General features: G+C 33.4%; 18 protein-coding genes and 1 pseudogene. 14 read left to right on the forward strand and 5 right to left on the reverse strand.

Annotated elements, in window-relative coordinates:
- Positions 1-456: 456 nt before the first annotated feature.
- The 5 genes and pseudogenes from FLAPXU55_RS16860 to FLAPXU55_RS16880 all read left to right on the forward strand — a co-directional run bounded on the left by FLAPXU55_RS16860 (position 457) and on the right by FLAPXU55_RS16880 (position 5,035).
- Positions 457-2,319 carry an ABC-F family ATP-binding cassette domain-containing protein gene (locus FLAPXU55_RS16860; RefSeq protein ID WP_180859622.1) on the forward strand — a complete coding sequence of 621 codons (1,863 nt, stop codon included), beginning with the start codon at positions 457-459 and terminating at the stop codon, positions 2,317-2,319.
- Between the two features lie 96 nt (positions 2,320-2,415).
- Positions 2,416-2,782: pseudogene (locus FLAPXU55_RS16865) on the forward strand (four helix bundle protein).
- 68 nt (positions 2,783-2,850) lie between these two features.
- Positions 2,851-3,333 (forward strand): FKBP-type peptidyl-prolyl cis-trans isomerase, encoded by a 483-nt coding sequence (locus FLAPXU55_RS16870; protein ID WP_053473793.1) that lies wholly within the window; start codon positions 2,851-2,853, stop codon positions 3,331-3,333.
- A 20-nt stretch (positions 3,334-3,353) separates the two neighbouring features.
- Positions 3,354-4,133 (forward strand): O-methyltransferase, encoded by a 780-nt coding sequence (locus tag FLAPXU55_RS16875; RefSeq protein WP_053473792.1) that lies wholly within the window; start codon positions 3,354-3,356, stop codon positions 4,131-4,133.
- Positions 4,134-4,183: 50 nt separating this feature from the next.
- Entirely contained in the window at positions 4,184-5,035 is an 852-nt protein-coding gene (locus tag FLAPXU55_RS16880; protein ID WP_180859624.1) for an alpha/beta hydrolase family protein, read from the forward strand.
- Between the two features lie 381 nt (positions 5,036-5,416).
- On the opposite strand, the gene FLAPXU55_RS16885 is transcribed toward FLAPXU55_RS16880, so the two are convergent.
- Positions 5,417-6,082 (reverse strand): DUF6565 domain-containing protein, encoded by a 666-nt coding sequence (locus FLAPXU55_RS16885; RefSeq protein ID WP_053473790.1) that lies wholly within the window; start codon positions 6,080-6,082, stop codon positions 5,417-5,419.
- 290 nt (positions 6,083-6,372) lie between these two features.
- On the opposite strand from FLAPXU55_RS16885, the gene FLAPXU55_RS16890 reads away from it, so the two are divergent.
- From FLAPXU55_RS16890 to FLAPXU55_RS16930, 9 genes are all read left to right on the forward strand, one after another.
- Positions 6,373-7,059, forward strand: a complete 687-nt coding sequence (locus FLAPXU55_RS16890; protein ID WP_180859626.1) for an ABC transporter ATP-binding protein — start codon at positions 6,373-6,375, stop codon at positions 7,057-7,059.
- Positions 7,060-7,160: 101 nt separating this feature from the next.
- Positions 7,161-7,730 carry a cob(I)yrinic acid a,c-diamide adenosyltransferase gene (locus FLAPXU55_RS16895; RefSeq protein WP_180859628.1) on the forward strand — a complete coding sequence of 190 codons (570 nt, stop codon included), beginning with the start codon at positions 7,161-7,163 and terminating at the stop codon, positions 7,728-7,730.
- 260 nt (positions 7,731-7,990) lie between these two features.
- Entirely contained in the window at positions 7,991-8,212 is a 222-nt protein-coding gene (locus FLAPXU55_RS16900; protein ID WP_007138072.1) for a DUF2795 domain-containing protein, read from the forward strand.
- A gap of 87 nt (positions 8,213-8,299) precedes the next feature.
- Positions 8,300-11,647, forward strand: a complete 3,348-nt coding sequence (gene secA, locus FLAPXU55_RS16905; RefSeq protein ID WP_180859630.1) for a preprotein translocase subunit SecA — start codon at positions 8,300-8,302, stop codon at positions 11,645-11,647.
- Positions 11,648-11,897: 250 nt separating this feature from the next.
- On the forward strand, positions 11,898-12,275 hold the full coding sequence (locus tag FLAPXU55_RS16910) for a hypothetical protein (RefSeq protein WP_180859632.1): 378 nt from the start codon (positions 11,898-11,900) through the stop codon (positions 12,273-12,275).
- A gap of 98 nt (positions 12,276-12,373) precedes the next feature.
- Entirely contained in the window at positions 12,374-14,533 is a 2,160-nt protein-coding gene (locus FLAPXU55_RS16915; RefSeq protein ID WP_180859634.1) for a TonB-dependent receptor, read from the forward strand.
- Positions 14,534-14,683: 150 nt separating this feature from the next.
- Positions 14,684-16,279 carry a PepSY-associated TM helix domain-containing protein gene (locus FLAPXU55_RS16920; RefSeq protein ID WP_180859636.1) on the forward strand — a complete coding sequence of 532 codons (1,596 nt, stop codon included), beginning with the start codon at positions 14,684-14,686 and terminating at the stop codon, positions 16,277-16,279.
- A gap of 299 nt (positions 16,280-16,578) precedes the next feature.
- Positions 16,579-17,214: a DUF2306 domain-containing protein gene (locus FLAPXU55_RS16925; RefSeq protein ID WP_235992086.1), complete on the forward strand. Its 636-nt coding sequence runs from the start codon at positions 16,579-16,581 to the stop codon at positions 17,212-17,214.
- A complete protein-coding gene (locus tag FLAPXU55_RS16930) occupies positions 17,211-18,113 on the forward strand; it encodes a YARHG domain-containing protein (RefSeq protein ID WP_180859638.1) in 903 nt (300 codons plus the stop codon). Before FLAPXU55_RS16925 ends, FLAPXU55_RS16930 begins: the two co-directional genes overlap by 4 nt.
- 134 nt (positions 18,114-18,247) lie before the next feature.
- On the opposite strand, the gene FLAPXU55_RS16935 is transcribed toward FLAPXU55_RS16930, so the two are convergent.
- From FLAPXU55_RS16935 to cysC, 4 genes are all read right to left on the reverse strand, one after another.
- The gene (locus FLAPXU55_RS16935) at positions 18,248-18,910 is read right to left on the reverse strand and encodes a TrmH family RNA methyltransferase (RefSeq protein WP_180859640.1); all 663 of its coding nucleotides are present in this window, start codon (positions 18,908-18,910) and stop codon (positions 18,248-18,250) included.
- A 60-nt stretch (positions 18,911-18,970) separates the two neighbouring features.
- Positions 18,971-19,939, reverse strand: coding sequence for a sulfotransferase family protein (locus tag FLAPXU55_RS16940; protein ID WP_180859641.1), 969 nt, complete (start codon positions 19,937-19,939; stop codon positions 18,971-18,973).
- A 12-nt stretch (positions 19,940-19,951) separates the two neighbouring features.
- Complete coding sequence (locus FLAPXU55_RS16945) at positions 19,952-20,635, reverse strand: aspartyl/asparaginyl beta-hydroxylase domain-containing protein (RefSeq protein ID WP_180859643.1); 684 nt, start codon at positions 20,633-20,635, stop codon at positions 19,952-19,954.
- Between the two features lie 117 nt (positions 20,636-20,752).
- Positions 20,753-21,286, reverse strand: coding sequence for an adenylyl-sulfate kinase (gene cysC / locus FLAPXU55_RS16950; RefSeq protein WP_180859645.1), 534 nt, complete (start codon positions 21,284-21,286; stop codon positions 20,753-20,755).
- Positions 21,287-22,167 lie beyond the last annotated feature (881 nt).

The following is a 22,167-nucleotide window of genomic DNA, read 5'->3' on the forward strand; positions in this document are numbered from 1 at the left end:
AAAGATAAGAGGCTGTCTCAAAAGTCGAGGCACCCGTTATACCATAACTATTTTGTTTGTTTTTTTAGTGACTTAATTGATCGCTTTTTGATATCCGATTTATCATTCCATAGGAATGTTTCGTAAGTAGAAAAAAAAATCAGCCGCATTTGCGTTCCGTAGGAACGTTTGATAGATCAGATTATTAAAAGCAATATAAAATCAAACGTTCCTACGGAACGTAATCCATTATAACAACATAATTTTCTACCAATGAAATGTTTTCTACTACGGAACAAATAGGTAAAATAACAAAGAGGCTGTCTCAACTTTTGAGACTGGTTCTTCTAATTTTCCTATTCTAAAACTTAAATAAGATTAACAATTCGCAAATCGTAAGATAAAAGTTTACTTTTGCAAAAAGTTATGTTTTCCAAAACACTCATAACTCATAATTTATAACTTACAATTTACAAAGTGAATTACTTATCTGTAGAAAATATATCGAAGTCATTTGGCGAAAGAGTCCTTTTTGACAACATTTCATTTGGAATCAACAAAGACCAAAAAATCGCTTTTATTGCTAAAAATGGTTCTGGAAAAACCACCATTATGAGCATTATTAATGGCTTAGACGAACCAGATACGGGACAAGTTGTTTTGAGAAAAGGAATCAGAATGGCGTTTCTTTCACAAGACAATAATCTGCAGGATGAACTTACGATTGAAGAAAGCATTTTTGCATCTGATAATGAAACGCTTAAAATAATCGAGGCTTACGAGAAAGCACTTGAAAACCCAAATGACGAAGAAGCGTATCAAAAGGCTTTTGACGGAATGGACCAGCATAATGCGTGGGATTTTGAAACGCAGTACAAGCAGATTTTATTCAAATTAAAACTGGAAGATTTTAAACTTAAAGTAAAAAATCTTTCGGGAGGTCAAAAAAAGCGTCTTTCATTGGCTATCATATTGATCAATCGTCCTGATTTATTGATTCTTGATGAGCCAACCAACCATTTAGATCTTGAAATGATCGAATGGCTAGAAAGTTATTTTGCCAAAGAAAACATTACCTTGTTTATGGTAACGCACGACCGTTTCTTTTTAGAGCGTGTGTGTAACGAAATTATCGAATTAGACAACGGAAAATTATACCAATACAAAGGAAATTACTCTTATTATTTAGAGAAAAAAGAAGAAAGAGTAACATCTGAAAATTCGAGTATTGACAAAGCTAAAAACTTATTTGTAAAGGAATTAGAATGGATGCGCCGCCAGCCAAAAGCGAGAACAACCAAATCTAAATCCCGTCAGGATGACTTTTATGTAATTAAAGAAAAAGCACAAAGCCGACGAAAAGAAAATAAAGTGGAACTTGAAATTAATATGGAAAGAATGGGAAGCAAAATTATTGAGCTTCATAAACTTTCTAAAAAATTCAAAGACCGTGTGATTCTGGATAACTTTAGTTTTGATTTTCAGCGTGGTGAAAGAATCGGGATTATTGGTAAAAACGGAACCGGAAAATCTACTTTCTTGAATCTTCTTACAGGGACAATTCCGCCAGACAGCGGCCGCGTTGTAAAAGGAGATACTATTAAAATTGGTTATTATACACAATCTGGAATTAACCCAAAACCGGGTCAGCGTGTTATTGATATTATTAAGGAATATGGTGAATATATTCCGCTTGCAAAAGGAAAAATTATTTCGGCTTCGCAATTGTTAGAGCGTTTTCTTTTTGATGCGAAAAAACAATACGATTATGTTGAAAAATTAAGCGGAGGAGAATTAAAACGTTTGTATTTATGTACAGTTTTAATTCAAAACCCGAACTTTTTGATTCTCGATGAGCCAACAAACGATTTGGATATTGTAACATTAAACGTTCTTGAAAGTTTTCTTTTAGATTATCCGGGATGTTTATTGGTTGTTTCGCACGACCGTTATTTTATGGATAAAATTGTCGATCATTTATTTATCTTTAGAGGACAAGGCGAAATCGAAAATTTCCCAGGAAACTATTCTGATTTCCGTGCTTATGAAGACAGTGCCGATGTGGCTCAAAAAGAAGAAAACAAAGCGGAAAAGAAAGACTGGAAACAAAATAATCCAACCGGAAATTTAAGCTTTAATGAGCAAAAAGAATATCAAAAAATCGAAAGAGAAATCAAAGATTTAGAAATCGAAAAAACTAAAATCGAAACATTATTTGCTGACGGAAAAGTTGCCGATGCTGATATCGAAAAGAAAGCAAATGAGCTTCAAAGCATAATCAATAAAATAGAAGCGAAAGAAGAACGCTGGTTCGAACTTTCAGCGAAGATCGAAGGATAGATTAGTTTTCAGTCGCAGTCTCAGTTTTCAGTTTTTTTTTGCTTAAAAGTAAACTTTTTCCTTCTTTTTTTTATTATTCTTGTAGAAAAATAAAAAATGGATTTTAAAGAATTACTGGCTTATAAAAAATCATTTGAGCTTGCGATGGAAATTTTTGAGATTTCAAAAACTTTTCCAAAAGAAGAAACTTATTCCTTAACTGATCAAATACGTCGTTCATCAAGAAGTGTGACCGCAAACATTGCAGAATCATATAGAAAAAGAAGATACGTAAATCATTTTATAAGTAAATTAACGGATAGTGACGCTGAAAACTCAGAAACTAGTACTTGGCTGGAATTTTTCTCTTAAATGCAAATACATAAATCAGGAATCGTTTGATCAATTGAATATTAAAAGCATTGAAATTGGAAAACTAATTAATTATATGATTAACAATCCGAATAGATTTGGTTGCAGTTAAACACAAAGACTGAATACTGTGACTGTGACTGAAAACTTTTATTAAATTAGCATTTAAAAAAATAAAAAATGAAACAACTTTTAACAGCGTTACTTGCATTGACCCTTTTCGTTTCTTGTTCAAAAGATAAAGATGAAGTTAAAGATTACACGGCCCAGAATGAACAGGAAATCAAAGATTATCTGGCTAAAAATAATTTAACTGCAACAAGAACAGATTCTGGTTTGTACTATATTATAAATGAACCGGGTGAAGGTGAAGTATTCCCTGATGCTAATGCAAATGTAACGGTTGTTTACAAAGGTTATTTCACAAACGGAAATGTATTTGATGAAAGCGACAAAAATGTAGATGAAGCTGACAAAAAAGGAGTAGCATTTGGTTTAAGTCAGGTAATTCAAGGCTGGAAAGAAGGAATCCGATTTTTTAAACCGGGAGGAAAAGGCGTTCTTTTAGTTCCCGCACATTTAGGTTACGGAAGCAGAGATTACAACGGAATTCCGGGCGGATCTGTTTTGGTATTTGATATAACTTTAAAATCAATTAATTAAGATATTTTCAAAATTTCGGCATGCTTTTTCAAATCAAATCTTATCTAAAATTTCTTTGGAATTCTAAAAACGAACACGGTGTTCATTCGCCTTTTGTTTTTAGTTTATTGACCAAATGCTTTTATGATAAGAAGCCGAAACGTGAATATTTAATTCTAAAAAACTATAGAAAATCACTTCTTGAAAATAAAAATTTTATTGAAGTAACTGATTTTGGTGCAGGTTCAAAAGTTTTTAAATCAAACAGAAGACAGATTTCTAAAATCGCATCTACAGCCGGAATTTCTCCAAAACGGGCTGAATTATTATTTCGTGTAACTAATTATTTTCAGCCAAAAAACATTCTTGAAATTGGGACTTCACTAGGTTTGGCAACTGCTGCCCTTGCTCTTGGAAATACTGATGCTAAAGTTATTACAATTGAAGGTTGTCCAAATACGGCAAATACGGCACAAAATCAATTAGATAAATTTGACTGCAAAAATGTTGAAAATATAATCTCAGAATTTGAATCTTTTTTAATTTCTGAAAATCTGGATTCTAAGAGTTACGATTTAATATACTTTGACGGCAATCATTCTAAAAAAGCAACTTTAACTTATTTTGAAATTTTACTGCAAACCATAAACAATGATTCTGTTTGGATTTTTGACGACATTCATTGGTCTCCGGAAATGGAAGAAGCCTGGGAAATCATAAAAAATCACCCAAAAGTAAAAGTTACGATCGATACTTTTCAATGGGGTTTTGTATTTTTTAGATACGAACAGGAAAAAGAAAATTTCGTGATTCGCGCCTAACAAATTTCAGTATACAATTTTTATTACATTTGTTACTATACGAAGTTTATATGAATGCAATAAAAATTGATACATCTTTACAATATTCAATAGCTGTAACTGAATTTATTTCAGACAATCCAAATGCCAATTGTGTTATTATTGCTTCTGCTACAGGAGTTAAGCAAAATTATTATCACAATTTTTCAAAGTTTTTATCTCATAATAATTATTCTGTTTTCACCTTTGATTATGGCGGAATTGGCGATTCAAAACCAGAATCTCTAAAGAAGTTTTCTACAACCGCAACAAACTGGGCTCAAAACGACTTTGAAAGCGTCGTTCAGTATGTTAAAAGCAAAAAGCCAGACAGCAAAATATTCATCATAACACACAGTATTGGCGGTCAGCTTATTGGTTTAGTTCCTTCAAATAATTTATTTGAAGGCGTAATTATGGCTGTCTCACAATCAGGAAGCTGGATTCACTGGAAAGGATTTGAGAGACTAAAAATGCAATTTTTGCGGTATGTTACTATACCTTTATTTTGCAGAATTTTCAATTATTTACCTTCCAGCCATTTTACGCGTATGGAAGATTTACCAAAAGAAATGGCTCTGGAATGGGCAAAATGGTGTAAAAAACCAAATTATCATTTTGATTGTATCGACAATGTAAAAGAGCATTATGATAAAATTAAATGCAAAATTATTTCTTATAGTATCGACAATGATTTTTATGCAACTGTTCCGGCAGTAAACTGGATTGCATCACAATTTAAAAACGCTGAAGTTACCAGAACGCATTTAAAAGCCGAAGACTTTGGAGTAAAAGACATTGGGCATTTTGGCTTCTTTAAAAATAGATTTAAAGATAGTATTTGGAACGTGTTTTTAGAGGATTTAAGGAAATTCGAGAATTAGGATCTTCAAAATTCAGATATATTATCTCCCATTAAAAATAAAAAAAGGCATCTCAAAAGTCAGAGTAACATCATTTTATTTTACATATACTTGTTCCGTAGGAACATTTCGTGGGTAGAAAATTATATTTTCACCATCGTTTACGTTCCATAGGAACGTTTCATTTTAACATCGCTATTTAAAATCTGGCATATCAAACGTTCCTACGGAACGTAATCGTGTCTAACCTCTATTCTTTCTACCTACGAAACATTCCTAATGGAATGAAACTGTATAAAAAATGGCAAGTATTAGTTTACATTAAAATAGTTTACATTAAAAACATAAAAAAAATGGCAATCATTTCTGACTGCCATTTTTACTAATTCAAAATATCTACAATTATTTTTTAGCGTCTTTATTTTCTTCAGATTTTGCACCCATTCTGTTAACAGTATACATTGGTGCAAATTTAATTTTTAAACCGGCAATTTTTCTGTTATCTTCAGATGTAAGTCCTTCTTTTTCAACTGTATTTTTACGGCTGTCAAGTGCTTCATACATCAATTTAACTTCATCCCAGTCTTCTCTTGAATATTTATCTTTATTATCTTCAACAGTGTGAACGAATTGTTGGTAAACGCTGTGAATATTTTGGGCATTTACCCAGCTAAAATTCATATCATCACCAATTTTTCCTGCACCAAACAAAGCATCTCTTAATTGTTGTTTTGGACTTGGAGCCGGAGCTGGAGGGGCAAAAACGGTGGACATCTCATTTTTAAACTCTTCGTATTTAACTTTGCTGGCATTTATTTTTTCAGTAGCAGCCGAATTATCTTTTAAGTCTGCCAGTGCTGCCTGAGCTTCCTGAGATCTTCTGTCATATTCAGCATCAACTGCTTTCCAGTCTGCTTTTAAATTTTCTGCTGAAACATTTTTAACTGAATCGACGTATGCTACATAAGCGTCAACTTTTTTCTGAGCTTGTTCTTGTTTTTCATCTTTACACGATGTAAAGCTTAATGCAATTAATGCGATTCCTAATACCATTTGAATATTTTTCATAATACTGATTGTTTTAATTAATTATAATCAAATTTACCAAATAGCTAACTAAACAAATTACATTATTGTCATGTTTGAAAATTTAAAAACATTTTAATACTATAAAATTCACAAAATAATGACAATTATGCAAAATCAATCGAAAATGATATAACTATTTCTGCTTTAAAAACCATATTTATTTTAATACATATCTATTAAAAAGCTTTTGTAACAAAATTCAATTCTAACCTACTTATCATTTTTATGAAAAGTGTTTTGTACTTTTAAATCCAAAATTGTAAAACGAAATGGCAAATCCATTAATTAAAATAACTGACATAAGACGAAATTTTGTACTTGGTAATGAAATCGTGTATGTTTTAAAAGGAATTAATTTAGAAATCAACAAAGGCGAATATGTTGCCCTAATGGGACCTTCGGGATCTGGAAAATCAACTTTAATGAATTTATTAGGTTGTTTGGACACGCCAACTTCCGGACGTTATGTTTTAAATGGAAAAGATGTGAGCCAAATGCGTGATGACGAACTAGCCGGAATTCGTAATACAGAAATCGGATTTGTTTTTCAAACTTTCAATCTTTTACCAAGAACCACGGCTTTAGACAATGTGGCTTTACCAATGATTTATGCCGGATTTTCAAAATCTGACAGGAATGCAAGAGCTACTGAGGTTTTAGCACAAGTAAATCTAGCAGACAGAATGGATCACCAGCCAAATCAGCTTTCTGGAGGACAACGCCAGCGTGTTGCCATTGCCCGCGCTTTAGTCAATAAACCTTCAATTATTTTAGCCGATGAACCAACAGGAAACTTAGACAGTAAAACTTCTGTAGAAATCATGAAACTTTTTGGAGATATTCATGCACAAGGAAATACTGTAATTCTAGTAACTCACGAAGAAGATATTGCTGCTTACGCACACCGCGTAATTCGTTTACGTGATGGTTTAATAGAAAGCGACACCACTAAATAATTTTAGATTTCTGATTTTAGATTTTAGATTATTTTCTAAATCTAAAATTTAAGACTCTAGCATTTCAATCTAAAATCAGAAATCTACAATCTAAAATAACCATGAAAGTATATACCAAAACAGGCGACAAAGGAACAACGGCTCTTTTTGGAGGCACTCGTGTTCCTAAAGATCATATCAGAATTGACAGTTATGGAACTGTTGATGAATTAAACTCCTATATAGGCTTAATTCGCGATCAGGAAATTGATTCACATTATAAGACTCTTTTAATAGAAATTCAGGATCGTCTTTTTACTGTAGGCGCCATTTTGGCAACTCCACAGGAAAAAGAAGTTTTAAAAAACGGAGAACTTCGCTTAAAAAATCTCGGAATAATTGATTCAGATATCGAATTACTCGAAAACGAAATAGATAAAATGGAAGAAAGTCTTCCGCAAATGACTAATTTTGTTTTACCGGGCGGTCATCCAACCGTGTCACATTGTCATATTGCCCGCTGTATATGCCGCCGCGCAGAGCGTTTGGCAGTACATTTAAGTCATAATGAACACGTTCCTGAAATCGCAATTATGTACTTAAACCGACTTTCTGACTACCTTTTTGTCTTGGCACGGAAGTTGTCGTTTGACTTAAAAGCGGAGGAAGTGAAATGGATACCCAGAAAATAAATTTTCTGCAAATTCCAAATTTTTGAAATCCCAAATTCCAAAGAAAAAATTAAATTCTTTCGAATTTTTAAAGCGAAATAAAGTTCTAAAAATTGGAATTTTGAATTTAAATATTGAGATTTCAAGTGCTTTTTTTGGAATTTGGAATTTAAAAATTGGAATTTAACAAGAGACGTTCTTAAATTTTATTAAAATAAATCAAATTTTACTTGTCTTTTTCAGTAAAAAATTTATTTTTGCACAAACTAAACAGATAACAGATGTATTGGACATTAGAATTAGCATCTTATTTAAGTGATGCGCCATGGCCTGCTAACAAAGACGAACTTATAGACTACGCTATTAGAGCTGGTGCTCCATTAGAAGTAGTAGAAAACCTTCAGTCAATAGAAGACGAAGGCGAGATATATGAATCAATGGAAGAAATTTGGCCTGATTATCCAACAGACGAAGATTATCTTTGGAATGAGGATGAATATTAAAAAATAAACCAAAGGAAAAAGTCTCATCACAGAGGCTTTTTTTTTGGTTCAAATACATATTATATAATAAAGAAATACAAATAAATTATGAGTTTCATAAATAGCATCATTAAGGTCTTTGTAGGTGATAAATCTCAAAAAGATGTCAAAGCTTTACAACCTTATTTAAACAAAATTAAGACTTTCGAAACTAGTTTAATGAGTTTATCTCATGACGAACTAAGAGCGAGAACCGCTTATTTTAAAGAAAAAATTAAAGAAGCAAGGGCAGATAAAGATGCTAAAATCGCTTCTCTAAAAGCTGAAGTTGAAAATATTGAGGATATCGACAAAAGAGAAGATATTTATGATGCAATAGACGCTCTTGAAAAAGAAGCTTATGAAATCTCTGAAAAAACTTTATTGGAAATTCTTCCGGAAGCATTTTCTGTAGTAAAAGAAACAGCTCGTCGTTTTAAAGAAAACTCTCATATCGAGGTTACTGCAACTGCAAAAGACCGCGAATTCTCTGCAACAAAACCATATATTACTATTGACGGTGAAAAATCTATCTGGGCTAATAAATGGAATGCTGCCGGAAAAGACATCACTTGGGACATGATTCACTATGATGTTCAGTTGATTGGTGGAATGGTTTTGCACGAAGGTAAAGTTGCCGAAATGCAAACGGGTGAAGGTAAAACTTTAGTTGCTACACTTCCTCTTTACTTAAACGCTTTGACAGGAAACGGAGTTCACTTAGTAACGGTGAATGACTACTTGGCAAAACGTGACAGTACATGGAAAGCTCCTTTATTCGAATTCCACGGCTTATCTGTTGACTGTATCGACAACCACCAGCCAAGTACAGAAGCTAGAAAAAAGGCTTATGATGCTGATATCACTTACGGAACCAACAACGAATTTGGTTTTGACTACTTAAGAGATAACATGGCACACTCGCCTAGTGATTTAGTGCAGAGAAAACACAATTATGCTATTGTCGACGAGGTCGATTCTGTATTAATTGATGATGCTAGAACACCGCTTATTATTTCAGGACCAGTTCCGCAGGGAGATCGTCATGAATTTAACGAATTGAAACCAAAAATCGAGAACTTAGTTGCACAACAGCGTCAGTTGGCGAATGGTTTCTTAGCTGAGGCTAAAAAATTAATCAAAGAAGGAAATACTAAAGAAGGTGGTTTCTTATTGTTAAGAGCTTACAGAAGTTTACCTAAAAATAAAGCATTAATTAAATTTTTAAGTGAAGAAGGAATTAAACAATTGCTTCAAAAAACTGAAAATCAATACATGCAGGATAACAATCGCGAAATGCATAAAGTGGATGAAGCTTTATACTTTGTGATTGAAGAAAAAAACAATCAGGTTGAATTAACAGATAACGGTATTCAATACCTTTCTGGAGATACTGATGCTGACTTTTTCGTACTTCCAGATATTGGAACTGAAATCGCTGCTATCGAAAAACAAAAACTGGATAAAGATGCTGAAGCAGAAGCTAAAGAAAGATTGTTCCAGGATTTTGGAGTAAAAAGCGAGCGTATTCACACTTTAACTCAGCTTTTAAAAGCGTACGCTCTTTTTGAAAAAGATGTAGAATACGTTATCATGGACAACAAAATTATGATTGTCGATGAGCAAACAGGTCGTATTATGGATGGTCGTCGTTACTCTGACGGTTTACACCAGGCGATCGAAGCTAAAGAAAATGTAAAAATTGAAGCTGCAACCCAAACTTTTGCAACCGTTACATTACAGAATTATTTCAGAATGTACAGCAAATTAGGCGGTATGACGGGTACAGCGGTTACAGAAGCTGGCGAGTTATGGCAGATTTACAAACTGGACGTTGTTGAAATTCCAACCAACCGACCAATTTTAAGACAAGATAAAGAAGATTATATCTATAAAACTACACGTGAAAAATTCAACGCTGTAATTGAAGACGTTACTGAATTATCAAACGCTGGAAGACCAGTATTGATTGGAACAACTTCTGTAGAGATTTCAGAATTATTAAGCCGTATGCTTAAAATGAGAGGAATCACGCATAACGTATTGAATGCTAAAATGCACAAGCAAGAGGCACAAATCGTTGAAGAAGCTGGTAAAGCCGGAGTTGTAACTATTGCAACTAACATGGCTGGTCGTGGTACCGATATTAAATTATCTCCAGAAGTAAAAGCTGCAGGAGGTTTAGCAATCGTAGGTACTGAGCGTCATGATTCACGACGTGTTGACAGACAGTTACGTGGTCGTTCTGGTCGTCAGGGAGATCCGGGAAGTTCTCAATTTTATGTTTCTCTTGAAGATAACCTAATGCGTTTATTTGGTTCTGAAAGAGTAGCTAAAGTGATGGACAGAATGGGATTGAAAGAAGGTGAAGTTATTCAGCATTCTATGATGACTAAATCTATCGAACGTGCTCAGAAAAAAGTAGAAGAAAATAACTTTGGTGTTCGTAAACGTTTATTAGAATATGATGACGTTATGAACTCTCAGCGTGAAGTAGTTTACAAACGTCGTCGTCACGCACTATTTGGCGAGCGTTTAAAACTGGATATAGCGAATATGCTTTATGATACTTGCGAATTAATCGTAAGCAACAACAAAGTGGCAAACGATTTCAAAAGTTTTGATTTTGACTTAATTCGTTATTTCGGAATTACTTCTCCAATTTCAGAAGCTGATTTCCAAAAATTATCAGACATTGAAATCACTGGAAAAGTTTATAAAGAAGCTTTGGCTTTTTACACTGAAAAAACAGAAAGAAGCGCAAGAGAAGCTTTCCCTATTATTAGAGGAGTTTATGAAGAGCCAAACAATCATTTCGAAAGAATTGTAGTTCCTTTTACAGACGGAATCAAAACTTTGAATGTTGTTACAGACTTGAAAAAAGCTTACGAAAGCGAAGGAGCGCAATTAATTGCTGATTTCGAGAAAAACATCACACTTTCGATTGTTGATGAGGCCTGGAAAAAACACTTGCGTAAAATGGACGAATTGAAACAATCTGTTCAATTAGCCGTTCACGAACAAAAAGATCCATTGCTTATTTACAAATTAGAAGCTTTCAACTTGTTTAGAGGAATGTTAGACAACGTTAATAAAGAAGTTATTTCATTCTTGTTTAAAGGTGATTTACCAGCTCAAAACGTTACTTCTGAAATTCACGAAGCAAGAGAAGTTCGTCAAAAAGAAAATTTACAATTAAGTAAAGACGAAATTCCTAACAGTGAAAGTATCAACCGCGAAGCTGGAGAAACACAACAGCGTCAGGTTACAGAAACTATCGTTAGAGATATGCCGAAAATCAATCGTAACGACAATGTAACGATCCAAGAAGTCGCAACTGGTAAAACAGAAACAATGAAATTCAAAAAAGCAGAAACTCTTTTAGCTTCTGGAGCTTGGGTTATTGTTAAAGAATAAGTTTTCAGTATTCAGTCGCAGTTTTCAGTTTACAGACTAGACGAATTACATATCAAACCCGACAAGTTTTAAAACCTGTCGGGTTTTTAGTTTATAGTATTCAGTCGCAGTTTTCAGTATTCAGTTTACAGACTGTGACTGAAAACTGCGACTGAGACTGAAAACTTTTTCAAAAAAATTTTTTCCACAAACTCTTGGTAATAAATGCGAATTAAATGTATTTTTGCATTCGAAACATAGAAACAGCGTTTTGAAACGATTTTTGATCATATTGCTTTCATGTACACTTTTACTGCCCTCTTTTGGCAGTTTCTTTGTTTACACTTCTTTCAAACTTAATCAGGAAGAAATTTCAAAAACGATTTGCGTACAGCGAAAAATGGTTTTTAATTCCTGTAACGGTCGATGTGAACTTCAAAAAAGTTTAAAAAAATACGCTGATAACGAAAAAAGAATGCAAAACAACCTGAAAGAAAAAGCAGAAGTTGTTTACATTCAAAATACTACCACAACTAATTTCAAATTAGTTACACCTATCGAATCAAGAGCAAAAATCTTTGCTTCTTTTGATACAAAACCAATCTCGGTTTCAAACACTACGTTTCGACCTCCATCCTATTTTATATAAATTTCTGACAACCGCTTTTCAATCATTTTTGAAAAGATTTTTTCTTGTCGTTAAGTCAGGAAAAGCACACGTTACTTTAAAATTTATATAAATTTAAAATGAAAAAAATATACATTATCCTATTCTTTATAGGACAATTTGTCTTTGCGCAGAATAAGGTAGAAAAAGACACAACAAAATCACAAGAGCTTGAAAACGTTTTTATAACTGCCAACAGAACTGCTACTAAACGCAAAGAAACTCCTGTTGCCATTAGCAAAATAACAGCCAAAACCATTAACGAAGCAAAAGCAACTGCCGTTTATGAAATTATAAACAAAACACCGGGAGTTTTAATGGTTAATTTAGGAAACGAACAGCACATGATGTCTATTCGTCAACCAATGACAACAAATGCTTATTATCTGTATTTAGAAGATGGTTTGCCAATTCGTCCAATGGGAATTTTTAATCACAATGCTTTATTAGAAATCAATCAATATAATTTACAAAGTATTGAAGTAGTTAAAGGTCCGGTTTCTTCTTTATACGGCCCTGAAGCTGTGGGCGGAACAATCAATTTAATTTCGATAAAACCACCTGTTGATCCAGAATTTAAATTTGGAGTTCAGGCAGATAATTATGGTTACAGAAGATTTCAGGCTGCCGGCGGTGCAACCGTAGGAAAAGTTGGTTTTCATATTGCCGGAATTTCAAGTTTACAGGAAAACGGATGGATGACTTATTCTGATTACAACAAAGACAATCTGAATGCGAGAATTGATTATAACATCTCTCCTTCTACCCGATTAATAAGCAATACGATGTATGGAAAATATTATTCGGATATGAGTGGTTCGGTCAATGAAGAAGCTTTTTATAACAGAACTTACAAAAGCACTTCTAATTTTACTTATAGAAAATCTGATGCTTTAAGAACCCGCTTAACGCTGGAACACGACTGGAACAGTAATTCAAACAGTTATATTACAGCTTATTTACGCGACAATAAATTAGGACAAAATCCTTCTTACGGAATTAAATGGAGCCCAACTGTAAATCCTACAACTGCTAAAGGTGAAGTAAATTCAAATAACTTTAAAAGCTACGGAGCAATTGCCCAACACGTTCAAAAATTTAATTTACTTAATATGAAACTTGTTGCCGGAGCTTTATACGATTATTCTCCCGTAACCTATTGGTCCTATGTAATTGACTTAAAAGCGAACCTAAATCCGGGAGAAGCGGGTAAACAAACCGTTGATTCTTATGAAATTATTGCAGAACATCCAGATTCAAAATTAGCTGATTATACTGCAGATATTTATAATTATGCTCAATATGCTCAATTTAGTTTTAGCCCTATCGAAAAATTAGTTATTACAACTGGCGCTCGATATGATAACATGAAAGTAAATTATAATAATGCTTTAGACAAATCTACCGGAAGCAAAGTGTATGATAAAACAACTTATAAAACGGGTATAAATTTCAATCCTTTTGAGTTTGCTGGCATTTACGCTAATTATTCTCAAGGTTTTGCTCCTCCGGGAATTACCTCTATTTTTAGAACCAAACCCGGAACTGGAGGCACAACAGGTGTTCCGGCTGATTTTTATTATAACCTAGAACCTGCCACTTTTGATAATGTTGAATTTGGAGGATGGTTTTCTTTGCTTGAAAACAAATTAAATTTTGATTATGCCTTTTATTATATGGAAGGTAAAAACGAGCTGTTAAACATTAAACTTCCAGATAACTCAACAGATTATCGTTCGGCAGGAGAAACCCGTCATAAAGGAGTGGAATTTGGAGCTTCCTATCGCCCTTCGCAGCAATTGAATATTCGCTTAGGCGGAACTTACGCGCAGCATACATATATCGATTTTAAACTTTCGGACAAACCAAGCGATCCTGTTCAGGATTTAAACGGAAAAGAAATGCCGGCAGCACCAAAATGGTCTGGAAATTCTGAGGTAAGTTATTATCCAGACTGGCTTCCTAATTTAAGAACTTCTCTTGAATGGCAGCTTGTGGGAAGTTATTACCAAGATCAAATCAATACGGTAAAATACGACGGTTACAACATTTTCAATGCAAGAGTTGGTTATCAGTGGAAAGGAATTGAAATATATGGAAATGTAATGAACTTAACTGATAAATTATACGCTTACAATGTTTCGAGAGCCAATACCACAAACGCACAGCCAACATATACAGCGGCAGCTCCAAGAACTTTTGTATTTGGAATTCAGTACAATTTTTCATTAAAAAAATAAGTTTTTGCCACAGATTAAAAGGATTAAAGGGATTATAAAAGAGTTTTAAATTTTCCCTAAGAAATTAAAATTCATAAATCATTTAATAAAAAAATCATTTTAATCCATTTAATCTGTGGCAAAAAAAATAAAAACAAAAACAACTCAATTATGAGTAAAGAAATCAAGAAAAAATCTTCTAAAAAGAAAGATTCTAAAATCGTAAAAAAAATCAAGCAGCACATGTACAAGTGGCATCGTGTTATTGGCTTAATTACCATTATTCCTGTTATTTTCTGGACGCTGTCTGGTTTGATGCATCCTTTTATGGCGCATTTTTTCAAACCTGAAATTGCACATGAAAAACTGGAGCAGCAAATAATCGACAAAAGCCAGTTGAAATTATCTATTCAGGAAGTTTTACAAAAAAACGAAATCACTCAATTCAAGAATTTCCGAATCGTCACATTTAATAATATTACTTATTATCAGGTAAAAACCATTTTTGGTGAATTGTGGTATTATGATGCTTCAAACGGAAAAAAACTGGAAGACGGAGATCAAAAATATGCCGAATGGCTTTCTCGTTATTTTTTGGATGATCAAAAAAGCACCATAAAAAAGAGTGAAGTTGTAACTGAATTTACATCACAATACAAATATGTAAATCGCTATTTACCGGTTTACAAACTTACTTTTGAGCGTCCTGATGCTATGGAAGTTTATGTAGAAACATCTTCCAGCAAACTGGCTACTTACAATCCAACTTCAAGACAGGCTTTTATCTGGTTTTTTGATACTTTTCATAATTGGTCATTTATTGATGCGATATCTAACAATAGTATCAGGATTATTACCATGATTTTTTTATTGTCAATTATTGGATTTTCTGCTTTAAGCGGTATTTTGATTTACGGTTTATTGTGGAAACAATTCAAAAAAACAGATAATGCGGCGCCTAAAAAAGGGCTTAGAAAATACCATCGCCAAATTGGGATTTGGGTTTCACTTTTCACTTTGACTTTTGCTTTTAGCGGAGGATATCATGCCACAACAAAATGGGCACCTTATACTTTATCGCAAATGGTTTATGAACCTACATTTGTGACTAAAGAAATCCCATTAGCAAATAATGCGCTGGATCTAGACTGGACCCGTTTTCAAAATGCCAGTATTATTACTTTAAACGATACCACTTATTTTCGTTGTCAATTACTTGAAAAAAGTAAATTCAAGACTTCAAAAGTAGATTCTAATTCAAAATGGAATAAAAAGAAAGATCAAAAATCGGAAGTGATTTACATTAACGCTGCAACCAATAAAGTTGTCCCAAATGTTGATCTTCATTATGCCGAATATTTGGCTTACTATTTTACTGGCGGAGCTCCGCAAGCGGCTTGCTGCGAAATGATCGAAACTTCTGAAGAACCGGAAGAATCAATAGAAAACGTAAAATTATTAGAATCAAAAGTGTTGACTGATTTTGAAAGCAGAGAATATGGTTTTGTAAATAAACGACTGCCTGTTGTAAAACTAGCATACGATACTCCGGAAAAAACAACGTATTTTATTGAAACTTCAACTTCAAGACTCGCAGCTGTGGTTAAAAATGCAGATAAAGTAGAAGGTTATTCTTTTGCGATATTGCATAAGTTTTTATTCATGGATTGGGCAGGAAAAAACATTCGCGATCTGGCCACCGTTTTAGCTGCATTGAGTATTTTAATTGTCAGCATTTTAGGTTTCATTTTATTCTTGAAAAAGTAAACAACTCCACAACAACCTGCAAGGTTTTCAAAACCTTGTAGGTTTTAAGTTTTTAATATCTAGTCTTTTTTCGCCACGAATTCACGAATGTATTTGTATAAAAATTCATGAATTCGTGGCGAAAACTTTATCCTGTTTGTGTGTAATGTTACACCAAAATACCTACAAGGTTTTGAAAACCTTGCAGGATATCGTGATTTCTAATTCGTGTAATTCGTGGCAGAAAACTCTCCCCAACTACCAAAAGTGGCTGGGGATTTTTTATATTTGATGACTAATAAACCTTTTACAATAAAGAGTTGAGAAAAAAGATTCAGTTTTCGTTATTACTAATTTGGGCAATCCTTTTTAGTTATTTCTTTATCTTAATGCTGAAGCTGACTTTGCAGTACATTCCGCTAAAAAACGACGCTGCTTTTCTTCAAATCAAACAAACCGAAGTTTCTGAAATTCCCTATTACATTGTCTTCTTTTACATTCATGTCTATTCGGCAATTTTTGTTTTGCTTTCGGGATTTTTTCAGTTTAACAATACTCTTTTAAAAAAATATCCTGTTCTGCATCGAAATATTGGAAAGGTATATGTTTTTGTAATTCTGTTTTTAAGCGCGCCTTCGGGGTTATTTATTGGCTTTTTTGCTAATGGCGGATTTTATTCTAAAATATCTTTTATCTCTTTATCCGTTTTATGGTTTTACTTTACTTTAAAAGGTTTTCTGTTCATTAAAAACAAAAATATCAAGCAGCACAAGGCCTTTATGCTCCGAAGTTTTGCTTTAACATTTTCTGCCGTTACCTTACGTTTTTGGAAGGTGATTCTTGTATATTTGTTTCATCCTGCGCCAATGGATTTATATCAAATTATTGCCTGGTTAGGCTGGATTCCTAATTTATTAATCATCGAATATTATCTTTATCATCAATCAAAAAAATGAAAAACCTTCTTTATTTATTTTTAGCCGTCTCGCTTTTTTCTTGTAACTCTAAAGAAAAACAACCAAAAATCAGTGATAACAAAATGCCCGAAGAAATTCGAACTGATTTATACGGCTCATGGGTTGGCGATTTTGTTGTTGCAGAACGTGACACAACCCAGCCGGAAAAAGAAAGATATAGTAATAAGATTAATATCGTTATCAAAAAAATTACCGAAACAGAAGTTACAGGTCAAAGTATTGTTGCAGGTAATAACAGACCGCTTACTGGTACAATGAAAAGAACCGGAAATACAATTTCTTTTACACTAAAAGAACCGGGCGATGATAAAAACGATGGTGTTTTTACTTTCGAAATACAAAATGATACTCTTTTAAAAGGAACATGGACAGCAAATAATCCGAAAAAAGAAGTTCAAAAAAGAAAATTTGAACTAACTAAAAAACAGTTTAAATATGATCCTACAGTAATGCTTCCGGATAACGATATGTATGTTGACTATGAAAATCCAAAAGAAGAGGAAGTAACTTATGAAGAGGAGAATGAAGGCGAAGAAACAAAAGACTCTACAAAAACCGAAACATATTTTGAGAATGTATACAGAATGGCATCTGAAAATATTTTAAAAATCAATTCTTCTACACAAAAGTTAAAAGAATCGGATGTTAAAAACTTAAAGAAAATCGATCTGGAAATTCTTAGAAATACCATTTTTGCCAGACACGGATTTTCTTTTAAAACGAAAACGGTACGCCAGTTTTTTGATGACGTTGAATGGTATATTCCGGTTTCGACTAATGTTGACGATCAATTAACTTCTGTAGAAAAAGAAAATATTGTATTATTAAAACGTTTTGAAAAATACGCCGAAGATAATTATGATTCTTTTGGAAGATGATTTTTTTTTTAAGATGCTAAGGTTCTGAGATACTAAGATTCTAAGTTTTTATTTTTGCCACGAATTACACGAATTTCCACAAATTTTTAAATAATTAATTCGTGAAAATTCGTGTAATTCGTGGCGAAAAACTTTTACCTTGGATTTTCCTGATAATAACGTGCTTCGATTCGCTTAATATCTTTAATTGAATTTTTAGCCCACAACAGACGTTTTTCTAATATTTCTTCATCAGATAAATGCCAGTCAATATCTGAATTTCGTAGTCTGTTGGTTAGGTTTTGAATAATGATAGCAGCAGAAACAGAAATATTCAGACTCTCTGTAAAACCTACCATTGGGATTTTTAAAAATCCATCTGCTTTTTCTAAAATTTCCGGCGAAAGACCGTCTTTTTCAGTTCCAAAAAACAAAGCACTTGGTTTTGTGATATCAAAATCCTGAATCATACAGTCGTTTTCATGCGGTGTTGTCGCAATAATTTGATATCCTTTATTTCTTAAAGAGGAAACACAGCCTTCTACACTATCAAAACGGTTAATATCAACCCATTTTTGTGCACCTAAAGCAATTTCTTTATCTATTCTTTTACCAAAACGCTGTTCGATAATATTAAGTTCCTGAATTCCAAAAACCTCACAACTGCGCATTACGGCACTCGTGTTATGCATTTGAAAAACATCTTCGACCGCAATAGTAAAATGTTTGGTTCGGTTTTCTAATACTTTTAAAAACTTCTCTTTTCGGTTGTCTGTCAATATATTTTCGAGAAATGCCAGGTAATCTAAATCAATCATTTTGTTTGTATTTGGCGCAAAAATACATATAAATCAATAAAAAGTAAATTCATCTGTATTTTAGCTTTCCTGATGTTCCAGAAACGTGTTGTTTAATTTTTCGTGCAGCAGGTTAAGCTTTGTAAAATTAATTTCTAATTCTTCTTCCTTAAAAGAATCTCCGTTAAAAGCTTCATTTTCGTTTTTAGAATGGGCATTTAAACGCTCATACATTTTATCAAGTTCTGCATAAGCGTAATTGACTTTGATAAACGAAATAAATTTTTCAACAACCTGTTTCATTCCGTCATTATAATAAAGAGCCGTAACATTTTGATCTGTTTCATAAAAACTCAGAAAACCTTCAAAATATTTCTCTAAAACCAAAGCCCCATATTGCTGAAAACTTATTCTATTTATTTCCTGCGCCGTAATTCCAAAAACACTCGGCGGCAGTAAATTGGGAACCATATGCATTCCCATCTTTTTTTGATGCGATTTCAAAACTTCTGTTGGATTTCTGTAAAGCAGCGCAAAAGGTGTTTCGGCAAAAATGCTTCTTAAATAACCTGCATTAAAAATATGCCAGGCATCCAGCTTTAAAATTAAATTCTTTTGTTCCGGAAATCTTTTTTGTCCTAATAATTTAATAACTCCTTTTAAAAGTGCCGACTTTTTATCTAAGCCAAACAAATTACTTCTCAAAATTTCATCCACGATTGGCGCTTCAGAAACCATAATATTTTCTGCTGAAGTGGCTAAAGACTGACTCAGCATGGTAGAACCGCATCTTGAAACGTGAAATACCAAAGATTTTAAATCGACCGAATCTATTTCTTCAGACCATTCTACAAGATTTTCAGGAGTACTTATTACTTTAAACGACTTTGAATTGTATTCGTGTTTTCTGCATTTTAAAATTGTTTCCTCAAAAAAAGGTTCGGCATATTTTAAATCTCCCACATAAATCCATTCAAAATAGATTTCATTATTTTTTTCAAGTAACTTATAAGGAATCCAGTTAGAAAGAGGATGAAGTATGTTTTCCATTGGTAATTTATTTTATTTTGACTGAAGATCTGCGATAATTTTTGCTGTCATTTCTGATGGATTCCGCGAAAGCTCAGCAATAATCTGTTGTTTTATCTCATCAGAATATTCATTTTTATTGGAAGAAGCATGAATATCAAAACCCATTTCGGTAAATAATTTATCAGACCAATCGTTTCGTATGCAGTCCAGTGTGAGATGAATTCGCGGTTCGGCGCTCTTATTTTCAACACTGTGCGGAAGCTGGAAATTAGCATACCAGCACTCTCCCATTTTCATAGGAACGAGTTTTTTATCCACATAAAAGTATACTTCTGAATTTGTTATAATAGGAACATGAATCCTGAAAAATCCATCTTCATAAGAAGTGTCATTATCTACATGTTCTTTAATTTCGCTGTTTGGCCCTAATCGCAGTAATCGCACGGCTTCTTTTTCACATTGAAACCAATCCATAATTTCCTTAAAATAATGACAACGGTCGAGCAGCGGCGTATTTTGGTATTCCTTATTTGAGAAAGAGGTAATATCGTTTACCAAACCAGATTGCGATCGTAAAGAAACACTTGTCCAGTTTCCCTCATATCGGTTGGTGTTAAAATGCGGGGTCCATAAATCATTTTCGCAAATTGTAAGTTCTTGCTGCAGTTTTTCAATCGAAAAGGTAATAGGAAGTCTGCTTGACGAAGGATTCATAAGCTTAGGGTTAAATTTGAGATTTTTGTTTTGGTCCTGTAAATATATAAAATACACCAACCCAATCATCAAATAGATAAGCAAAATTTTACAAATTCAGGAATCCGTTTTTTAAGATTAAAGTTCTTTCTTTAAATTATCAATAATGAAGTCATAAAGTTTATTTGTTGAAAAAGACACCGTTTCTAAATCGGTTTTTAAGACTAAATCTGCTTTTTCGGGAGTTTCAAAAACATCACTTATTCCGGTGAAATTTTTAATTCTGTTAAGGTCATCTTCCGGTAATAAAGCTTTTTTATACAAACCTTTCGGATCCCTTTTAATCAAATTATTTATCGAGCAGTCTAAAAAAACAGTTCGCACAAATTCGTGTGTTCTTAATTCATTTCGCAGACTTTCGTACGGATTTATTACTGACATTAAAGTAATGGTATCTTCGGCAACAAAATTTCGCCCCACATTAAAAAGGCGTCTCACATTCTCACAACGGTCTTCTTTAGAAAATCCTAAATCTTTACAAATCGTTTTTCGGTACACATCGCCGTCAACGATTTCAGCTTTATAACCGTTTTCGATCAATAAATGCCGAACATTTTGCGCCAATGTAGTTTTTCCTGAACCCGATAATCCTGTAAACTGAATTAAAATCATTTAGAATTTCTTTTGTTTTTTATGAGGCATTAAAACTAAATAATCTGCAAGGTCAAAACAATAAGTATAATTACGGTTTTATTCTCTCTCAAAAATATTAAAAAAATAATCGCGCAAATGTGCCGATAGGCACTAAATATCGGTAGCCATAATGTTTGATATTTGTTGGTGTGCCGTAGGTACGCAACAGAATGGCTATTGCGTACCTACGGCACGCTAAATTGTTTTGCATCCCTAATTTTCTACCGATATTTAGTGCCTATCGGCACACTCTTGATTCGCATAAATTGCTGCTTTTCGATTAAACAGAAACGTGCCGTTAGGCACATAATATCGGTAGTCATTTGGGTTCGGTATTCGTTGGCGTGCCGTAGGTACGCAACAGTTATTGTTATGTTGCGTACCTACGGCACGCTAAATTGTTTTCCATCCCTCATTTTCTACCGATATTTAGTGCCTAACGGCACAAAGTATACATTTTTAACTGGTTCACAAAAATCATTATTTTCAACTACTAAAAGAAACGTGCCGTTAGGCACATAATATCGGTAACAATAATGTTTGATATTCGTTGGCGTGCCTTAGGTACGCAACATAACAATAACTGTTGCGTACCTACGGCACGCTAAAATTTGGTTCCATTTCCATTTCTACCGATATTTAGTGCCTGACGGCACAAAGTATACATTTTTAACTGGCTCACAAAAATCATTATTTTCAACTACTAAAAGAAACGTGCCGTTAGGCACATAATATCGGTAGATATTTAAAATTCGGTGCTCGTTGGCGTGCCGTAGGTACGTGACAAAACGATAGATGTTACGTACCTACGGCACGCTAAAATTTGGTTCCATTTCCATTTCTACCGATATTCAGTGCCT

The organism is Flavobacterium panici (assembly GCF_903819335.1).
Classification (GTDB): domain Bacteria; phylum Bacteroidota; class Bacteroidia; order Flavobacteriales; family Flavobacteriaceae; genus Flavobacterium; species Flavobacterium panici.

Coding starts and splice junctions, on each gene's coding strand:
- FLAPXU55_RS16935 (WP_180859640.1), bottom strand. CDS start 18,910: ATGATTGATTTAGATTACCTGGCATTTCTCGAAAATATATTGACAGAC.
- FLAPXU55_RS16885 (WP_053473790.1), bottom strand. CDS start 6,082: ATGAAAAATATTCAAATGGTATTAGGAATCGCATTAATTGCATTAAGC.
- FLAPXU55_RS16915 (WP_180859634.1), top strand. CDS start 12,374: ATGAAAAAAATATACATTATCCTATTCTTTATAGGACAATTTGTCTTT.
- FLAPXU55_RS16895 (WP_180859628.1), top strand. CDS start 7,161: ATGAAAGTATATACCAAAACAGGCGACAAAGGAACAACGGCTCTTTTT.
- FLAPXU55_RS16930 (WP_180859638.1), top strand. CDS start 17,211: ATGAAAAACCTTCTTTATTTATTTTTAGCCGTCTCGCTTTTTTCTTGT.
- FLAPXU55_RS16880 (WP_180859624.1), top strand. CDS start 4,184: ATGAATGCAATAAAAATTGATACATCTTTACAATATTCAATAGCTGTA.
- FLAPXU55_RS16920 (WP_180859636.1), top strand. CDS start 14,684: ATGAGTAAAGAAATCAAGAAAAAATCTTCTAAAAAGAAAGATTCTAAA.
- FLAPXU55_RS16875 (WP_053473792.1), top strand. CDS start 3,354: ATGCTTTTTCAAATCAAATCTTATCTAAAATTTCTTTGGAATTCTAAA.
- FLAPXU55_RS16890 (WP_180859626.1), top strand. CDS start 6,373: ATGGCAAATCCATTAATTAAAATAACTGACATAAGACGAAATTTTGTA.
- FLAPXU55_RS16900 (WP_007138072.1), top strand. CDS start 7,991: ATGTATTGGACATTAGAATTAGCATCTTATTTAAGTGATGCGCCATGG.
- FLAPXU55_RS16870 (WP_053473793.1), top strand. CDS start 2,851: ATGAAACAACTTTTAACAGCGTTACTTGCATTGACCCTTTTCGTTTCT.
- FLAPXU55_RS16945 (WP_180859643.1), bottom strand. CDS start 20,635: ATGAATCCTTCGTCAAGCAGACTTCCTATTACCTTTTCGATTGAAAAA.
- secA (WP_180859630.1), top strand. CDS start 8,300: ATGAGTTTCATAAATAGCATCATTAAGGTCTTTGTAGGTGATAAATCT.
- cysC (WP_180859645.1), bottom strand. CDS start 21,286: ATGATTTTAATTCAGTTTACAGGATTATCGGGTTCAGGAAAAACTACA.
- FLAPXU55_RS16940 (WP_180859641.1), bottom strand. CDS start 19,939: ATGGAAAACATACTTCATCCTCTTTCTAACTGGATTCCTTATAAGTTA.